Source organism: Flavobacterium faecale (genome assembly GCF_003076455.1).
GTDB classification, from domain to species: Bacteria; Bacteroidota; Bacteroidia; order Flavobacteriales; family Flavobacteriaceae; genus Flavobacterium; species Flavobacterium faecale.
The window spans coordinates 2,531,337-2,549,362 of record NZ_CP020918.1 but is presented as its reverse complement, the minus strand read 5'-3'; the positions used below and the strand labels follow the sequence as shown (position 1 = coordinate 2,549,362).

At 35.9% G+C, this 18,026-nt stretch carries 16 protein-coding genes; all 16 read left to right on the top strand.

What is annotated here, in order from left to right:
- The first annotated feature begins 80 nt into the window (after positions 1–80).
- The 16 genes from FFWV33_RS11000 (at position 81) to FFWV33_RS10920 (ending at position 17,993) form a co-directional block, all read left to right on the top strand.
- Positions 81–1,262, top strand: coding sequence for a hypothetical protein (locus FFWV33_RS11000; RefSeq protein WP_108740941.1), 1,182 nt, complete (start codon positions 81–83; stop codon positions 1,260–1,262).
- 536 nt (positions 1,263–1,798) lie between these two features.
- Complete coding sequence (locus FFWV33_RS10990; RefSeq protein ID WP_108740939.1) at positions 1,799–2,428, top strand: GNAT family N-acetyltransferase; 630 nt, start codon at positions 1,799–1,801, stop codon at positions 2,426–2,428.
- A 99-nt stretch (positions 2,429–2,527) separates the two neighbouring features.
- Positions 2,528–3,721, top strand: a complete 1,194-nt coding sequence (locus FFWV33_RS10985) for an argininosuccinate synthase (protein WP_108742529.1) — start codon at positions 2,528–2,530, stop codon at positions 3,719–3,721.
- A gap of 287 nt (positions 3,722–4,008) precedes the next feature.
- The gene (argC, locus tag FFWV33_RS10980; RefSeq protein ID WP_108740938.1) at positions 4,009–4,986 is read left to right on the top strand and encodes an N-acetyl-gamma-glutamyl-phosphate reductase; all 978 of its coding nucleotides are present in this window, start codon (positions 4,009–4,011) and stop codon (positions 4,984–4,986) included.
- A gap of 156 nt (positions 4,987–5,142) precedes the next feature.
- Positions 5,143–6,282, top strand: a complete 1,140-nt coding sequence (locus FFWV33_RS10975; RefSeq protein WP_108740937.1) for an aspartate aminotransferase family protein — start codon at positions 5,143–5,145, stop codon at positions 6,280–6,282.
- Between the two features lie 260 nt (positions 6,283–6,542).
- Positions 6,543–7,556 (top strand): PDDEXK nuclease domain-containing protein, encoded by a 1,014-nt coding sequence (locus tag FFWV33_RS10970; RefSeq protein ID WP_108740936.1) that lies wholly within the window; start codon positions 6,543–6,545, stop codon positions 7,554–7,556.
- Positions 7,557–7,589: 33 nt separating this feature from the next.
- On the top strand, positions 7,590–8,786 hold the full coding sequence (locus tag FFWV33_RS10965) for a glutamate-5-semialdehyde dehydrogenase (protein WP_108740935.1): 1,197 nt from the start codon (positions 7,590–7,592) through the stop codon (positions 8,784–8,786).
- A 107-nt stretch (positions 8,787–8,893) separates the two neighbouring features.
- Positions 8,894–9,652: a glutamate 5-kinase gene (proB, locus tag FFWV33_RS10960; RefSeq protein WP_108740934.1), complete on the top strand. Its 759-nt coding sequence runs from the start codon at positions 8,894–8,896 to the stop codon at positions 9,650–9,652.
- Positions 9,653–9,839: 187 nt separating this feature from the next.
- Entirely contained in the window at positions 9,840–10,229 is a 390-nt protein-coding gene (locus tag FFWV33_RS10955) for a GxxExxY protein (RefSeq protein WP_108740933.1), read from the top strand.
- 311 nt (positions 10,230–10,540) lie between these two features.
- On the top strand, positions 10,541–11,488 hold the full coding sequence (locus FFWV33_RS10950) for an N-acetylornithine carbamoyltransferase (protein ID WP_108740932.1): 948 nt from the start codon (positions 10,541–10,543) through the stop codon (positions 11,486–11,488).
- Positions 11,478–12,263 carry an acetylglutamate kinase gene (gene argB, locus FFWV33_RS10945; protein ID WP_108740931.1) on the top strand — a complete coding sequence of 262 codons (786 nt, stop codon included), beginning with the start codon at positions 11,478–11,480 and terminating at the stop codon, positions 12,261–12,263. The genes FFWV33_RS10950 and argB overlap by 11 nt, the downstream gene beginning before the upstream one ends.
- Positions 12,264–12,343: 80 nt before the next feature.
- Positions 12,344–13,414, top strand: coding sequence for a M20 family metallo-hydrolase (locus FFWV33_RS10940; RefSeq protein ID WP_108740930.1), 1,071 nt, complete (start codon positions 12,344–12,346; stop codon positions 13,412–13,414).
- 140 nt (positions 13,415–13,554) lie between these two features.
- Entirely contained in the window at positions 13,555–13,932 is a 378-nt protein-coding gene (locus FFWV33_RS10935) for a VOC family protein (RefSeq protein WP_108740929.1), read from the top strand.
- Positions 13,933–13,997: 65 nt separating this feature from the next.
- A complete protein-coding gene (gene argH / locus FFWV33_RS10930; RefSeq protein ID WP_108740928.1) occupies positions 13,998–15,278 on the top strand; it encodes an argininosuccinate lyase in 1,281 nt (426 codons plus the stop codon).
- A 562-nt stretch (positions 15,279–15,840) separates the two neighbouring features.
- Positions 15,841–16,830 (top strand): DUF2157 domain-containing protein, encoded by a 990-nt coding sequence (locus tag FFWV33_RS10925; RefSeq protein ID WP_108740927.1) that lies wholly within the window; start codon positions 15,841–15,843, stop codon positions 16,828–16,830.
- On the top strand, positions 16,827–17,993 hold the full coding sequence (locus tag FFWV33_RS10920; RefSeq protein WP_108740926.1) for a hypothetical protein: 1,167 nt from the start codon (positions 16,827–16,829) through the stop codon (positions 17,991–17,993). Before FFWV33_RS10925 ends, FFWV33_RS10920 begins: the two co-directional genes overlap by 4 nt.
- Positions 17,994–18,026: the final 33 nt, after the last annotated feature.

Sequence of the window (18,026 nt, the reverse complement as noted above, 5' to 3'; positions counted from 1 at the left end):
AGGCACGCTATTTGAATACGCCAATCACAATCGCATTTGACCTTTATTTATATTTATGGCATTTGCTAAAATCATCACCCATGCAAAAAACTACCTTACTCATTTTACTTTCTATCATTTTAACTAGTTGTGGAGTTCGCACAACACGCAACTTACTGACCTCTGGAAACTATGATCAAGCGATAGAGAATGCTATCTCGAACCTGCGTTCCAACAAAGACAAAAAAGGAAAACAAGATTATGTTTATTTACTCGAAGAAGCTTTTGCAAAAGCGAAATCAAGAGATCTAAACAGTATCAACCTGATGAAAAAAGAAGGCAATGTTGCTAACCTTGAGCGCATATACAACACCTATCTAGCATTGGATAATCGTCAGCAAGCCATCACTCCTATTCTACCTTTGAAAATATTGAAACTCGGTCGAAATGCTATTTTCCCATTCGATAATTATAATACTGAATTGATCGAAAGCAAAAACGCCTTAACGACGTACTTATATATTTCGAGTAAAAATTTGATGAATTCAAAAAATAAAATGGACTATCGCAAAGCCTATGATGATTTTGACTACATCAATCAATTGAGTCCAAATTACAAAGATGTCCTTCGATTACGAGAGGAAGCGCAGTTCAAAGGAACCGATTTTGTATTGGTTTACACTCGCAATGAAACCAATATGATTATTCCTGCTCGCTTGCAAAATGAATTATTAGATTTTAATACCTATGGATTAAATGATAAATGGACCGTATATCACAGTAAAAAAACAATTGGTACTAATTATGATTATGAAATGGCTATCAACTTTAGAGACATTCAAATTTCGCCAGAACAAATCAAAGAGCGTGAGTTTATAAAAGAACGTCAAATAAAAGATGGACAGCGAAAACTTCTAGATGCAAAAGGAAAAGTAGTGATTGATGATAAAGGGAAAGAAGTTTGGGTCGATAATATAGTAAAAGCCACCGTACGAATTTTTGAGGTTCGCCAGTTTAAAAGCAGTGCAATTGCAGCTAAAGTGGACTTTTATGATACTCGAAATAAACAATTATTACAAAGCTTCCCGATCAGTAGCCAATATATTTTCGAAAATATTTATTCAAATTATAAAGGAGACCGTCGTGCTGCCGACGATAATTACCTTACTTATTTTAATAATCGAGTAGTCCCTTTTCCAGACAGTCAACAAATGATATATGATACTGGAGAGGATTTAAAACAAAAAATAAAAGCTATTATTACTCAAAATCGTTTCAATTAGAAACCAATTGAATAGCATTACAGTACCATTAAGAACGTTGATTCTACAATCTTCAATCCTTAATGGTATTTTTTTTATACAGAATAAATAAAATCCACGCTTTTAAATCTGTTTTTGTTGAACAAAATTCTAAAAAAAGAACATAATTTCAATAAACAACAATTCTTTAAAAAATTGTTATATAACAGTAAACCATACCCTTCATTTTCAAAAATTAATGTACTTTTGTGCTATGAATAACACACGTGTACATATTATCTCCAATTCACGGATGGAACAACCCGCAACCTCACCCGAGGTAAGAATACTATTGGTTTAGTATTCATTATGTTTGGTTTAAACAATAATTATTCATTTCTCATTTTTTTTGCTTTGGTATTGCAACTGTTATCTAGTAGTGGATTAACAAATCCTAAAAACCATATTTACAAGTTACTTTCAAATTCCTACCCATGGATCTTGACTGCTATTGTATGCAATTGTATTGTACCCAATCATTTAAAATTTGTTTCACAACGCAATAAATCAACTCTTAAATGAATATTGATATCGTAATAGCTCGAGAAGAGCATTTCAAATACGCACAAGAAATTTGTGATACCATAGAGACTTCTGCCAAGTTGAGAGGTACAGGAATTGCTAAACGAACTCCTGAATACATTCACAAAAAAATGACCACTCAAGATGCTGTCATCGCTTTGGCAGACGGTAAATTTGCTGGGTTTTGCTATATCGAAGTGTGGGAACACGGAAAATTTGTAGCGCATTCGGGGTTGATTGTGCATCCTGACTTCCGGAATCTAGGTTTGGCTAAGAAAATCAAATCGTTTGTATTTGATTATTCACAAAAGAAATACCCAGAAGCTAAGGTTTTCGGTATCACAACTGGATTAGCAGTAATGAAAATCAATTCGGATTTGGGGTACAAACCTGTTCCGTTTTCAGAGTTGACGACTGATCCAAGTTTTTGGAAAGGATGCCAAACCTGTACTAATTACGAGATTTTGAAAAGCAAAGAAAACAAACTTTGTTTGTGTACCGGAATGCTTTTCGACCCGAAAGAAAAACCGAAAGATCCGCCCAAACATCCTTTTAATGTCAAGGTATTAAACCGATTAAAAGCCATAAAGCAAGCCATTCTTTTGACTATCACAGAAAAAAAATAAAAAACAAGCATCATTTGTTAATAATGATGAACAACAATAAAGCAACATTCAATAATAATCAACTAGGTACCAAACGGACCTGGCCAAAAGTAAAAAATGATGAAAAAAGTAGTACTAGCATACAGTGGAGGTCTTGATACCTCATATTGCCTTAAATATTTAAAAAACGAAAAAGGATTCGAAGTACACACAGTATTAATCAACACAGGTGGATTTGATGACCAAGAACTTAACGATATTGAAGAGCGTGCATATGAGTTAGGTAGTGCCAAACACGCCAACCTTACTATTGTAGACAAATACTACGATCAAGCCATCAAATTTTTGATTTATGGTAATGTCTTAAAAAACAACACTTACCCACTTTCTGTAAGTGCCGAAAGAGTTTTTCAAGCGATTGAAGCGATCAAATACGCAAAATCAATTGGAGCAACTGCTATCGCACATGGTAGTACAGGTGCAGGTAATGACCAAATTCGTTTTGATCTTATTTTCCACACCATCGCTCCAGAGATCGAAATCATCACTCCTATTCGTGACTTGAAATTATCAAGACAAGAAGAAGTTGATTATTTAGCTCAAAACGGCGTACACTACTCTTGGGAAAAAGCACAATACTCCATCAACAAAGGTCTTTGGGGAACATCTGTTGGAGGAAAAGAAACTTTGACTTCGCACAAATCGTTACCTAATGAAGCTTACCCTTCGCAATTGGTAAAAGAAGGAGAAGAAAAAGTAACTCTTGAGTTCAAAGAAGGAGAATTAATTGCTGTAAATGGCAAAAAAGACAAACCTTCAAACAACATTGTAACTTTAGAAAAATTGGGTAATGCGTATGCAATTGGTAGAGATACGCACGTTGGAGATACCATTATCGGAATCAAAGGAAGAGTTGGTTTTGAAGCTGCTGCTCCCTTAATCATCATCAAAGGACACCATTTGCTAGAGAAACACACGCTAGGAAAATGGCAACAATACTGGAAAGAGCAACTAGGAAATTGGTACGGAATGCTTTTCCACGAAGGGCAATTTCTAGATCCAGTAATGCGTAACATCGAGGCTTTCCTTGAAGACACGCAAAAAAATGTAAACGGAAAAGTATTTGTAACTTTGAGACCATACCATTTTGTGTTGGACGGAATCGAGTCTGACAATGACTTGATGACAAACAGTTTTGGTCAATATGGCGAAATGAACAACGCTTGGACGTCTGACGATGCCAAAGGGTTTATCAAAATTTTGGGTAACGCTCAAAACATATTTTCGGCAGTAAACAACGAAACTTACGAATAAATAAAAGTTTTTCTAAGGAGCAGAAACATTTTGCTTTTCAGGAAATTCCGTCCCGCTATTCGTTACAATCTTTTTGGGCTGAACCCCAGCCCAAAAAGGATTTTTACTGCTATCGGGGCTACAGAGAAACGTTTTGATTTTTCAGGATATTTTTCACACTATAAAGTTGAAGTGATGTAAAAGGCTTTAACTCTATTTTAAACCAGTAAGTAATTATGAAAATTTCAACTAAATGAAACTTAAGTTCTTACTGGTAAAACAATAAAAATGTTTAAAAACAAAGAGTTATGATTTCAATCGGAATAATTGGAGGTTCAGGATATACAGCAGGAGAATTAATTAGAATTCTGATGTTTCACCCTAATGCAAAACTAGATTTTGTCTACAGCACCACAAACGCTGGAAAACCATTAACTACTGCGCACCAAGATTTGATGGGCGATATCGAAATGAATTTCACCGATACGGTTAATCCAAATGTAGACGTGCTTTTCTTGTGTTTAGGACACGGAAAATCAATTTCGTTTCTAGAAGGCAACAAATTCTCTGACGCAACCAAAATCATCGATTTAGGAAACGACTTCCGTTTGACCAAAGACAATCAATTCGACGGAAAATCTTTTGTATACGGTTTACCCGAATTGAACAAAGCAGACATAAAAACCGCTAGTTATATTGCTAATCCAGGTTGTTTTGCAACCGCTATTCAATTGGCATTATTGCCACTAGCAGCTGACGGATTGTTGAGCGAAGATGTGCACATCAACGCAACTACGGGTAGTACAGGTGCAGGTGTAAGTTTATCAGCAACCTCACATTTTAGTTGGAGAAACAACAACTTCTCACACTACAAAGCATTCGAACACCAACATTTGGGCGAAATAAATCAAAGTATCAATCAATTACAAGCGTCTTATTCAGATGAATTGATTTTTGTACCTAATAGAGGTGATTTCCCAAGAGGAATCTTCGCCACTTTGTACACAAAATCAGAAGAAACTTTGGACGATTTGGTTGCCAAATACACAGCCTTCTATAAAGACCAACCGTTTGTAACAATTACTACCGAAAACATCAACATGAAGCAAGTAGTACAAACCAACAAATGCATCATTAGTTTATTAAAAAAAGGAAACCGGATTTTAATCACTTCGGTGATTGACAATTTACTCAAAGGCGCCTCTGGTCAAGCCGTTCAAAACATGAATTTAATGTTTGGATTGGATGAAACTACAGGATTGCATTTGAAACCGAGTGGATTTTAAATCCCCCTAGCCCCCGAAGGGGGAACTGAGCAAAATTATCGACAAAGCAGAATTTAAATAAATATTACTTTTTACAATTAATTACTGATTTAAAAGCAACACCCCCCGTTGTCATTTATACCCCCTCCTTCGGAGGGGGCTAGGGGGAGGAAAAAAATGAACTTATTTGACGTTTACCCATTATACCCTATCACTCCTGTAAAAGCATTAGATTGCACCATTACAGACGACAAAGGAATCGAATATTTAGATTTATACTCTGGTCACGGAGTAATTTCTATTGGACATACGCAACCGTATTATGTTGCAAAAGTAAAAGCACAATTGGATAATTTGAGTTTTTACTCCAATGCGATTCAAAATCCATTGCAAGTGGAATTGGCGGACAAGCTTGGAAAACTTTCCGGTTATACCGATTACAGCTTGTTTTTGTGCTCTTCTGGAGCAGAAGCGAATGAGAATGCTTTGAAAATGGCTTCTTTTCACACCAATAAAGCAAGAGTTATATCTTTTAACAACGCTTTTCACGGACGTACATCGGCAGCTGTTGCTACAACAGATAATCCGAAAATTGTTGCACCGATTAATGCGCAACAAGTAGTTACTTTTTTACCCCTCAATGAAATTGATTTGGTAGAAGCCGAATTGAAAAAAGGAGATGTTGCTTGTGTAATCATCGAGCCTATTCAAGGTGTTGGTGGTTTAGACCAAGGAACAACGGAATTTTTTCAGGCTTTAGAAAAAGTTTGTAAAGCGCATGACGTAGTTCTAATCATGGACGAAGTACAATCCGGATTTGGAAGAAGCGGAAAATTCTTTGCACACCAATTTCACGGCATCACACCAGATATTATTTGCATGGCAAAAGGTATGGGGAATGGTTTCCCGATTGGCGGAATTTTAATTGCTCCTCATTTCAAAGCAAGCTACGGATTGCTAGGAACTACTTTTGGTGGTAGTCATTTGGCCTGTGCTGCAAGTATTGCTGTGCTAGAAGTGATGGAAAAAGAAAACTTGATGGCAAACGCTACCAAAGTTGAAGCCTACTTTTTGGAAGCGATCAAGGCAGTTCCGGAAATCATCAAAGTAAAAGGTAGAGGACTAATGCTTGGAGTTGAATTTGATTTCGATGTAAGTGCCTTGAGAAAGAAAATGATTATTGAAAAACACATTTTTACCGGAGGAGCAAACAATAAAAACTTATTGAGAATCTTGCCTCCTTTGACAATTACGACTGATGCTATTGATACATTCATTATAGCATTGCAGGAATCGTTGGCGGAATTGAAAGGGTGAAAATTAACGATTGAAGAATAACGATTTTAGATATGGAACTGATATTTTTTCATCTACTTCTAAAATCGTTAATCATAAATTAAAAAGAATTCCATTATGTTTTGCGTGAGGGATAGCAGCGAAAATCCTTTTTTATTGATTGTAGCGTTAGCGGAAATGAATAAAAAAGATTGTAGCGAATAGCCCGACCCGATAGGGACACGCCCATACAATTATTTTGCAAAACGATAAAGTAAGTAATATAACAGTGCACCCTTTTAATGAATTTAGAAAACACCTATAAACCATGGCTCAAATCAATTAAGCAAAAAATAAAATTTGCTCAATTGACGGTTGCGGTTAAGGTAAACTCTCAGCTCATGGAATTGTATTGGGATTTGGCGAAAGACATTGTCAGCAAGCAAAAAGAAGCAAACTGGGGAGATTCAGTTTTAGAACAATTATCGATAGATTTAAAGTTGAGTTTTCCTGATATTAGTGGTTTTTCGAGACGAAATTTATATGCTATTCGCCAATGGTACTTATTTTATGAGTCTATCGATTCAATTGTGCCACAGGCTGTGGCACAAATTCCTTGGGGACATAATAGGTTAATTATTTCGAAAATAAAAAATACTGATGAAGCTATTTTTTATGCAAATGCAACTGTACAAAACGGTTGGAGCAGAGAACAACTCGAAATTCAAATAAAAAACAACTTTTTTCTATCAAAAGGAAAAGCAGTAACTAATTTCAAGAATACTTTACCAGAGTTCGAGTCTCAATTAGCAATTGAAACTTTGAAAAACCCTTATAACTTTGATTTTTTAGGATTAGAAAATGACGCATTAGAAAGAGAGATTGAATCTGCAATGATGCAGCATATCACAAGCTTTTTATTGGAGCTTGGTAAAGGTTTTGCTTTTGTGGGTAGACAATATGCAATTCAAGTTGGAGAAAATAATTACGCAATTGATTTGCTTTTTTATCATTTAGAATTGCGTTGTTACATTGTTTTAGAGTTAAAATCAGGAAAATTTAAACCTGAATATGCAGGTAAACTAAATTTTTATTTATCTGCAATTGATAGTCAATTAAAACATCCACAAGACAATCCGTCTATTGGATTGATTCTTTGCAAACATAAAGATAAAATTGAAGCGGAGTACTCAATTCGTGATATTCAAAAACCAATCGGAATAAGCGAATATCAACTAACACAGGCATTGCCTAAAAATTATCAAAGCAAATTGCCAACAGTTGAACAAATAGAATTAGAATTGAATGATTTATAAAATTATTTTATAAATTGTAAAAAATAAAACACAATGAACAAAATACTTCCAATCGAAAAAAGAAATGCTGTTTTAACTACAATGGCGGCTTTATTAGAGCCAGAAAGAGAAAACCTAAAAGCGATTAACCAGCAAGATTTAGCCAACTACAACGGTGAAGATTTGGCTATGGAGAAACGTTTATTGGTTGATGATGCCAAAGTGGACGGCATGATCCTTTCAATGCAACAATTGGCTAGTCAGGAAGACCCTGTTGGACAAGTTCGGTTCACGTTTACACACGAGAACGGAATGAAAATCAGCAATAAAACTGCCGCTTTTGGAACTATTTTAATCATATACGAATCGCGCCCAGACGTCACTGTCGAAGCGGGAGGAATCGCTTTTAAGTCGGGAAACAAAATCTTGTTGAAAGGCGGAAAAGAATCATTGCTTTCGAACCAAAAAATTGTGAGCCTTTGGCACCAAGCATTAGAGAGTAATGGCGTTGCTACAGAATGGGTTGAATACCTAAATTATGATAGAGCACAAACGCAAGCATTCCTAGAAAAACCAACGCAAAAAGTCGATTTAATCGTTCCTCGTGGTGGCGAAAAACTAATTGAATTCACCAAAAAGTTCGCTACTTGCCCAGTAATTGTAAGCGGTCGTGGAAATAACTTTGTTTATGTGAATCAATCTGCCGACTTGAAAAAAGCGATGGACATCATCATTAACGGAAAAACAACCAATATTGGAGTTTGCAATGCTCTTGACAAGGTTGTAATAGATACTAAAGTTCCGAATTGGGAAAGTTTTGCAAAAGAATTGGTGACCGAATTGCAAAAATTCAATGTAGAAGTTTTGGGAGATAGCGCCTTTGCAAAAGCGACTCAGGTTCCAGAAATCGAAAATGAAGCAATTTGGTACGAAGAGTTTTTGAATTATAAAATTGTAATTGGGGTCGTAAATTCTGATGAAGAAGCGATTGCTAAAATTAATAAATATTGTGGCGGTCACTCTGCTTCGATCATTACAGAGGTTGCAGATGATGCGCAAGTATTCATGGAGAATGTAGACGCAGCATCTGTATATCACAATGCTTCGACTCGTTTTACCGATGGTGGACAATTTGGTTTAGGTGGCGAATTGGCCATCAGTACCGACAAATTACACCAACGTGGACCAATTGGTTTACAGCATTTGGTAACCAACAAATGGTACGTTTACGGGGATGGACAAATAAGATAGACATTCAAGCATTTGGCTATTGGCTTTTAGCTTTTAGCTGTATTGGATTGAAATTAAAGTACAAGTCATAATGCCAATAGCTAAAAGCTAAAGGCTAAAAGCATAAAATGAAAAAAAGAATTTTACTAAAAATAGGAAGCAACACACTCACCAGAGAAACCAATCATATTTCGAGAGGAAAGATTGAAGATATTGGTGTCCAAATTGCTGCGTTAAAAGAGGAATACGAATTTATAATTGTGAGTTCGGGTGCGATTGCAGCGGCCAAGCAATTTGTAAAATTGGACAATAACGATCAAGAAGTTTTTGTGAAGCAAGCGCTTGCTTCGATCGGGCAGCCTCATTTGATGCGGATATACCATGAAAATTTTAGCGACTTGGGTTTACACACATCGCAATGCCTACTCTCCTATTCTGATTTCGAAAAAGAAAATACCAAAGTCAATATTGTCAATACAATAAATGTGTTGGTTAAAAATAATTATATTCCGATCATCAATGAAAATGATACGGTAGCTACGGACGAAATTAAATTTGGTGACAACGATAAATTAGCAGCATTAACGGCTGTATTGCTGAATGTTGACATTTTAATTATCGCTACCAATACCAACGGAATCTATACCAAAGCTACTTTTCAGGATAAAAATCCAGAAACGATTTCGATTGTAACAGATTTGAATTTAATGCAACAAGAAGTAGGCGACTCAAAATCATCACATGGAACTGGTGGTATGCAGTCTAAGATTGAAGCTGCCGCAATAGCCAAAGCTGCCAATATTGAAACTTGGATTGTGAATGGGTTAAATGACAACTTTATTTTGAATGCTATAAATAATACAATACCTTTTACTAAGATTGTGTAGAGTTGGGACTTGGATGAAACGGATTCGCTTGCGCGAAGCCGAGGATCAAAACGATTTTTTTTAATTCTATTGTGACTATTTTTGATTAGCTAAAGCTAATTTGAATTAAAAAGGATTTATTATATTGTGTCTCAATAGACTTATAGATGCTTTTAATTGTTTTTTCAACGCTTATGATTTAGAAAGTATGCCTTTACTACACGAAGAACTTACAAATGTTATCATCAAGACCTTTTATGAAGTCTACAATGAGTTGGGATATGGTTTTTTGGAAAAAGTATATCAAAACGCTTTATGTATAGAATTAAGAAATAAAAATTTAGTAGTAGAACCTGAAAAAAGAATAGCGGTCTATTATAAAGAACAGCAAGTCGGTGATTACGTAGTTGACCTAATAGTTGAGAACAAAGTATTATTGGAATTAAAAGCAGTTGATCACATAAATGAACAATATGAAAATCAAATACTCAATTATCTTCGGGCAACAGATTGTGAATTAGGATTACTAATGAATTTTGGTCCAAAACCAGAGTTTAAAAGAAAAGTATTCGAAAACAATAGAAAGCGAAGAAAATAAAGAAGAAGAAGCTAAATCACATGCAACTTAAATCAGTACAAATCAAAATTAGCTTTAGCTAATCTGTGCTAATCAAAATGAAGAATATCAGATTTTATCCGCGTTTTCGCGATAGCGAATCAGTATAATCCGCGTCCATAAAAATGCAACAATAATAAATCAGTACAAATCAAAATTAGCTTTAGCTAATCTGTGCTAATCAAAAAGAAAAAAATCAGATTTTATCCGCGTTTTCGCGATAGCGAATCAGTACAATCCGCGTCCATAAAAACACAACAATAGTAAATCAGTACAATTCAAATACATAAAAAATGAATTACATCTCAGTACAAAACATCAACAACCTATCAGACTGGGTTAAAGATGCCTTGAAAATCAAAAAAAATCCCTTAAAGAATAAGAAACTAGGAAAACATAAAACCCTCGGAATGTTGTTTTTTAATCCAAGTCTACGTACGCGTTTAAGCACGCAAAAAGCAGCCTTGAATTTAGGAATGAATGTCATGGTCATGAACTTCACCAATGAGGGATGGACGTTGGAGTTTGAAGATGGAGCCATTATGAACAAAGGGGCATCTGAACATATCAAAGAAGCAGCAGAAGTTGTTTCACAATACTGCGATATTGTTGCCATCAGAGCTTTTGCCGGTTTGGTAGACAAAGAAAAAGACAACGCCGAAACCGTTTTGGCAGGTTTCTTAAAATATGCAACTGTGCCAATCGTGAACATGGAAGGTTGTACAGGTCACCCACTACAATCCCTTGCAGATGCAATCACAATGGAAGAGCACAAAACCGCACACAGACCAAAAGTAGTACTGTCATGGGCACCTCACCCAAGAGCATTGCCACAAGCGGTAGCCAACTCTTTTGTAGAAATGATGCAGTTGCAAGATGCTGATTTTGTAATTACCCATCCCGAAGGATATGAACTAAATCCTGAAATCACAAAGGATTCAAAAATAGAATACGATCAAGACAAAGCATTTGAGAATGCCGATTTTATCTATACCAAAAACTGGAGTAATTACAACGACTACGGTAAAATAACCAATTCTGACCCAAATTGGACGGTCAATGCAGCAAAAATGGCTTTGACAAACAATGCTAAATTCATGCACTGCTTACCTGTGCGTCGTAACGTTGTTGTAGCTGACGAAGTCTTGGATAGCGAAAACTCCATTGTAATCGAACAAGCAAATAATAGAACCTATGCGGCACAATTGGTGCTTCAAAAAATATTGAAAAATGAGCAATAAAAAAATAGTAACCCTTGTGAAAATTGGCGGAAACATCATTGATGATGCCAACGAATTACAACAGTTTCTGAGCGATTTTTCTAAAATTGAAGGGCATAAAGTATTAGTTCACGGTGGCGGAAAATCAGCTACCAAAATGGCCAAAAGCATTGGACTTGTTCCGCAAATGATTGACGGACGTCGCATTACAGATGCTGCTATGCTTGAGGTAGTTGTCATGATTTATGCAGGACAAATCAACAAAGAAGTAGTTGCTCAATTGCAAGCAAACAATACCAATGCCATCGGATTTTCTGGCGCAGATGGAAATTTAATTCAGTCTGAAAAAAGAAATCATCCCACGATTGATTACGGATTTGTAGGCGATGTCAAAAAGGTAAACACGACACTTTTACAAACGCTAATCGAAGCCGGAATCACGCCTGTTTTTTGCGCAATCACCCACGACAAAAAAGGTCAACTGCTCAATACCAATGCTGATACTATTGCAAGCGAATTGGCAATTGCTTTATCTGAGGTTTATGAGGTGACGTTAAATTATTGCTTCGAAAAACCGGGTGTTTTATTCGATTCAGAAGATGATAGTTCTGTGATTGCGAATATGAATGCCGAATTGTATTCAAAATTAAAAGACGAAAAAGCGATTCATTCGGGAATGATTCCTAAATTAGACAACTGTTTTAATAGTTTGAACAAAGGAGTACAAAAAATCCGAATCGGACACCACAAAATGTTGAAAAATACAGAAACTATATGTACAACGATACAATTATAAAATTAAACACCTAATAATCACTTTGACTTTCAAAAGTATATGTGAAATCTACTGAAAACTGTGTTTAAAAACCGATATAAATGAAAAATATAGAAATCCTTACGCAAGAAGCAATTTCACTTTTAGAGGCTTTAATTGAGACTCCCTCCTTTTCTAGCGAAGAAGACCAGACTGCACTTCTAATAGAAAATTGGTTCAATCAAAATGATATTCCTTTTAAAAGAGAGAATAATAATGTTTGGGCATTCAACAAACATTTTGAAGAAACCAAACCTACCCTCCTTTTAAATTCACATCACGATACCGTAAGACCCAATCAAGCCTATACTAACGACCCGTTTAATGCCTTTGTGAAAGACGGAAAATTATACGGATTAGGAAGTAATGATGCCGGTGGATGCTTAGTTTCTTTATTATCTACTTTTGTCCATTTTTACGAAAAAGAAAACTTGCCCTACAACTTAGTTATGGTCGCATCTGCAGAAGAAGAAAGCAGTGGTAAAAATGGATTGAACAGCGTTTTAAAACATTTACCTGAGCTATCCTGCGCCATTGTGGGTGAACCGACTTTGATGCAGTTGGCTATTGCCGAAAAAGGTTTATTGGTACTCGACGTCAAAGTCAAAGGAACACCAAGTCATGCCGCACACCAAAATGATGATAGCGCAATTTATAAAACACTGCCTATTATCGAATGGTTTAAAACCTATGCTTTCGATAAAATCTCAGAGCAATTGGGCCCTGTAAAAATGACGGTAACTCAAATCAATGCCGGAAAACAACATAACGTGGTTCCATCTGACTGTGATTTGGTGGTAGATATCCGTGTGAACGACTGCTATAACAATACCGAAATTCTAGAAACCGTTCGTGCACATGTAAACGCAGAGGTCAACCCGCGCTCCATGCACCTAAACGCCTCGTCAATACCCGAAGCTCACGGTTTGGTACAAGCCGGAATCGCATTGGGCCGCACTACTTATGGTTCTCCTACCCTCTCAGATCAGTCAGTTTTGAGCTGTCAATCATTGAAACTAGGACCTGGAGACACCCTACGTTCCCACTCTGCAGATGAATTTATTTATCTAAACGAAATCGAAGAAGGAATCGACTTGTACATCAAAATATTGGGGGATTTCTTGAAACAGTAAAATGATGGGGAGCTATTTCCCGCTATCAGCTATATCTTTTTATCCCGAAAAAAAAAATCGGGATAAAAAGGATGCCGCTTCTATCGGGGCTAGGAATTTTGGGTAAAGCAGTATATTTATAGTTAATCGATAGAAATAAAATGAATCTAAACCAAATTACAATACCAGTTTTAGATGTTGAGAAATCAATTGAGTTCTACCAAAAATTAGGCTTAAAATTGATCGTACATTCCACATCACATTACGCACGATTTGTATGCCCTGAAGGCGAAGCAACGTTTTCACTACATCAATCGGATGATAAAAATCAAGGTAGTGGAATTTGGATTTATTTCGAAATAGAAAATTTAGACCAAAAGGTTGACGACCTAATTAAACAAGGATTTATTTTTGAAGAATTACCAAATGATAAACCTTGGTTGTGGAGAGAAGCTAGATTAAAAGATTTAGATGACAATCAGTTACTATTGTATTACGCAGGAGAAAATCGAGTTAATCCGCCTTGGAAAATTAAATAAAAAATAAAAACTTTGCGAATCTCTGAGACAACTCTGAGTATCTTTGCGAAACAAAAAACACAAACATGAAACTTTGGGAAAAAGGAATACCTACTGACAAGCAAATAGAACACTTTACTGTTGGAAACGACCGTGAATTGGATTTAGTACTAGCAAAATACGATGCTTTGGGCTCTATTGCTCATGCAAAAATGCTAGGTCAAATAGGACTATTGACAGCAACTGAAACCGATTCTTTAGTCGAAGCACTAAACGAAATCATTGTCGATGCTGAAGCTGGAAATTTCGAAATCGAAGATAGTTTTGAGGACGTACACTCCAAAATTGAATACCTTTTAACGGTAAAACTAGGAGATGCAGGTAAAAAAATCCATACCGCACGTTCTCGTAACGACCAAGTAATGGTCGATGTGAACTTGTACCTAAAAGATGTTGTGATCGAAATGAAAGAACAAGTCAAAACAACTTTTGACTTACTTATGGAAATGGCAGATAAGTACCAAAATGTATTGTTACCAGGATATACGCATTTGCAAATCGCCATGCCATCGTCCTTCGGAATGTGGTTTTCGGCTTATGCAGAAAGCTTTATTGATGACATTACTTTGTTGAATGCCGCTTTGAAAGTTGTGGACCAAAACCCATTAGGTTCTGCAGCAGGTTACGGAAGCTCCTTCCCGATCAACAGAACCTTCACTACAAAAGAACTAGGTTTTGAAACCCTAAAATACAATTCGGTTGCCGCACAAATGAGTCGTGGTAAATCGGAAAAAATTGTGGCTTTTGCGATGAGTAGTGTTGCAGCAACTTTGGCAAAATTTTCTATGGACGTTTGCTTGTATATGAGTCAGAATTTTGATTTCATCGGCTTACCTGCACATTTGACCACAGGTTCTAGCATTATGCCACACAAGAAAAACCCAGATGTTTTTGAATTGATTCGCGGAAAATGTAACAAGATTCAAGCTTTACCATACGAAATCACTTTGATCACCAACAACCTTCCAAGTGGTTACCACAGAGATTTACAGTTATTGAAAGAAGGATTGTTTCCTGCCATTCAAAACTTAAAAGCATGTTTGGATATTGCAATTTTCTCAATCAAAGACATTACCGTAAAAGACAATATCTTAGCGGATAAAAAATACAACTACTTGTTTACAGTAGATACATTAAACGAAATGGTAGTGGCTGGAATGCCTTTTAGAGACGCTTACAAAGCTGTAGCAGAACAATTGGAAGCCGGAACTTACGAATCTCCAAAAGCAACGCAACACACACACGAAGGAAGTATCAACAACCTTTGTTTAGCAGAAATAAAAGCAAAAATGAATCGCGCTTATTAATTTAAGGTAATAGTTTCTAAATATAACGCATCGCTAATCACGATGCGTTTTTTTATACAAATTCATAAGTTCGATGTATAATATTTTATAAAAAAATCCAATTTACAAAAACGTTTCCCTTTTCAGGCTGAGCTTTTCGATGCCCTATTTTAATTAATAAATCAATGGTAATACTTTTATAATCAAATGCGATAGCTTTTGGATGTAAAAGTGTATTGAAAACTTTTGTGGAAGACAACACGACTTCTCGGTACATTTTTTCTTCCGCTCCGCAAAAACACCTTTACTGACGGAATAATATTTATTTTTTTGCTTCCTTAAAAAATAATACCACCATATTAAAATCAAATAACATTATCTTCTTGGTATAGCGCATGAGGGATAGTTCCGAAGACTCGGAAGTCATCTGTTTTTGGGCTTTTTCTGCCCCAAAAAAGAAATAGTGTCCCGAAGTTTCGGGAGCGCAGCCATAGCTTTTGAATAGGACATGCCCAAATACTTATCCTTAAAACGGCTAATTTATATAACTAATACTTACATTTGAACTTCAACCAAAACCATTATGCAAGACATAGACCAAAAAGCATCATCCTCACTCTTTGAACAAGGGTTCATCAACGAGGAACAGCTCAACGAAATTAAAAGCTATCGCGCAAGGAACATCTTTTCCTTAAATGCCGAATTAAAATTATTTCTTTATTTTTCAGTTACACTGTTCACAACGGGTATTGGCTTATTGATTTATGACTATATTGATACCATAGGCCATTCCGTTTTATTGGGACTCGTTTTAATTTTGATGTTTGTTTGCTATTATTTCAGCTTTAAAAAAGCACCAAAATTTGAAAAAACGAAGACAGAATTTGAAAGTCCGGTTATGGAATACATCGTGCTCACAGCCAATCTACTGACTTGCATTTTTATTGGTTATTTACAGGTTCAATACACTGCATTTGGTACACATTATGGTTTGGTCACTATCATTCCGACGGTAATTGGTCTATTCTCCGCCTTTTATTTCGATAACAAAAATGTTCTTAGTTTGTCAATTACGGGGCTTGCTGCCTATATTGGCTTAACCGTTACCCCACAATCTATACTTCAAAACGAAATCTATACCACTACTGCATTGAGCTTTGCCGCACTAGCTTTGGGAGCAGTACTTTTGGCTTGGAATTTTTACTGTAAAAAGGCCAATTTCAAAACTCACTTTAGTTTTATCTACCTCACTTTTGCACAGCACCTTATTGGAATTTCCTGCTTGAATAATCTCATTTATCAGGAAAATTATTTATTATTTATCCCTGTTCTTGCAGCCGTTACCTATTACTTTTACCATTTAAGTTATACTTTAAAATCTATATCACTTTTTATATTCACCCTTATCTACGGCTTTGTTGGCTTTAATATTTGCTTTTTTACTATTATAGACAAGATAGATTTAGATGAGTTCTGGGAATTCTTACTGGTACTAAGCCCACTATACACCATTGGAATGTTGTGGTTATTTGTTCAAATGATTAAGAATTTTAATACCGAAATAAAGAAATGATAGTGTACGAAACCCAATTTCTAGAAAATCAAAAGTTGATTGCTGAAGCAAAGTCCTTAGAAAATGCAGGATTTATTACGAAGGAGCAACGGAATGAAGTAGAAAGCAAACTACTTGAATTCAAACATCAAAAAAATATATTCCTCAGAATTGCTTTGTGCATTCTAGGCTCATTTGCGTATGGTTCAATTTGTGCTTTCATATCCTTGTTAGGACTAAATACAATTGAGAGGGATTTAACGGTGTTCGTTTACTTGTTCGCAGCAGTTGGCTTTGCAGGTACTGAGTTCTTTGCCAAGAAAAATATCAAAGGCCAAGGTTATGACGATACTTTTATCATAGGTGGACAACTTCTTTTGGCAGCCGCAGTGGGTGTGACAAGCGATGGTAATGAATTGCTAATTGCCATTGTAGCCTCAATTGTCGCTTGCTTAACTTATTTACGATATTTAAAAACCATTTCGATATTATTTTTTGCCATAGCAAGTACAGCTATTGTCGTTTTTGGCCTGTTTGAACTAGGGAGTATCGGTAAAACTATTTTACCTTTTGTTTTGATGATATACTCACTAACACTCTATTTTATTTGTAAAAAAGTGATTGTCAAGAATCCATTTTCTTATTATCGAAAAGGATTGGTTTGGTTGAAATACTTCAACCTTGTCTTTTTTTATATTTCCGGTAATTATTTTGTAGTTCGAGAATTATCAGTTGTTTTATTGGGGAACGAAATTGCACCCGATAGTGATATTACCATGGCGTGGTTCTTTTATGCATTTACATTTTTAGTGCCACTATTTTATATTAATACTGCTCTCAAACAACAAAACCGAGCGATGTTATGGATTGGATTGGCAACTGGTGGTTTTACGATTTTTACCATTCGAAATTATTATCATGTTCTACCATCAGCAGTAGCGTTAACAATTGGAGGTCTACTCGTTTTCGCAATAGTCTATTTCAGTATCAAAAAACTAAAAGACAAAACAACGGGTATTACTTTTCAGCCCGATCGTTTTATGAATACAAGCGACTTTATGCATACCGAAGCTCTACTCCTTACCTCACAATTTGGCCTAAAACCAGAAGTTGCACCCGAAGCTTCTCCTATGGAGTTTGGAGGAGGCGATTTTAGCGGTGGCGGTTCAGGAGGTAATTTCTAAAAACATTTTTAAAAGAAAAAGACACGAATTTGC

Coding starts and splice junctions, on each gene's coding strand:
- FFWV33_RS11000 (WP_108740941.1), top strand. CDS start 81: ATGCAAAAAACTACCTTACTCATTTTACTTTCTATCATTTTAACTAGT.
- FFWV33_RS10990 (WP_108740939.1), top strand. CDS start 1,799: ATGAATATTGATATCGTAATAGCTCGAGAAGAGCATTTCAAATACGCA.
- FFWV33_RS10985 (WP_108742529.1), top strand. CDS start 2,528: ATGAAAAAAGTAGTACTAGCATACAGTGGAGGTCTTGATACCTCATAT.
- argC (WP_108740938.1), top strand. CDS start 4,009: ATGATTTCAATCGGAATAATTGGAGGTTCAGGATATACAGCAGGAGAA.
- FFWV33_RS10975 (WP_108740937.1), top strand. CDS start 5,143: ATGAACTTATTTGACGTTTACCCATTATACCCTATCACTCCTGTAAAA.
- FFWV33_RS10970 (WP_108740936.1), top strand. CDS start 6,543: ATGAATTTAGAAAACACCTATAAACCATGGCTCAAATCAATTAAGCAA.
- FFWV33_RS10965 (WP_108740935.1), top strand. CDS start 7,590: ATGAACAAAATACTTCCAATCGAAAAAAGAAATGCTGTTTTAACTACA.
- proB (WP_108740934.1), top strand. CDS start 8,894: ATGAAAAAAAGAATTTTACTAAAAATAGGAAGCAACACACTCACCAGA.
- FFWV33_RS10955 (WP_108740933.1), top strand. CDS start 9,840: ATGCCTTTACTACACGAAGAACTTACAAATGTTATCATCAAGACCTTT.
- FFWV33_RS10950 (WP_108740932.1), top strand. CDS start 10,541: ATGAATTACATCTCAGTACAAAACATCAACAACCTATCAGACTGGGTT.
- argB (WP_108740931.1), top strand. CDS start 11,478: ATGAGCAATAAAAAAATAGTAACCCTTGTGAAAATTGGCGGAAACATC.
- FFWV33_RS10940 (WP_108740930.1), top strand. CDS start 12,344: ATGAAAAATATAGAAATCCTTACGCAAGAAGCAATTTCACTTTTAGAG.
- FFWV33_RS10935 (WP_108740929.1), top strand. CDS start 13,555: ATGAATCTAAACCAAATTACAATACCAGTTTTAGATGTTGAGAAATCA.
- argH (WP_108740928.1), top strand. CDS start 13,998: ATGAAACTTTGGGAAAAAGGAATACCTACTGACAAGCAAATAGAACAC.
- FFWV33_RS10925 (WP_108740927.1), top strand. CDS start 15,841: ATGCAAGACATAGACCAAAAAGCATCATCCTCACTCTTTGAACAAGGG.
- FFWV33_RS10920 (WP_108740926.1), top strand. CDS start 16,827: ATGATAGTGTACGAAACCCAATTTCTAGAAAATCAAAAGTTGATTGCT.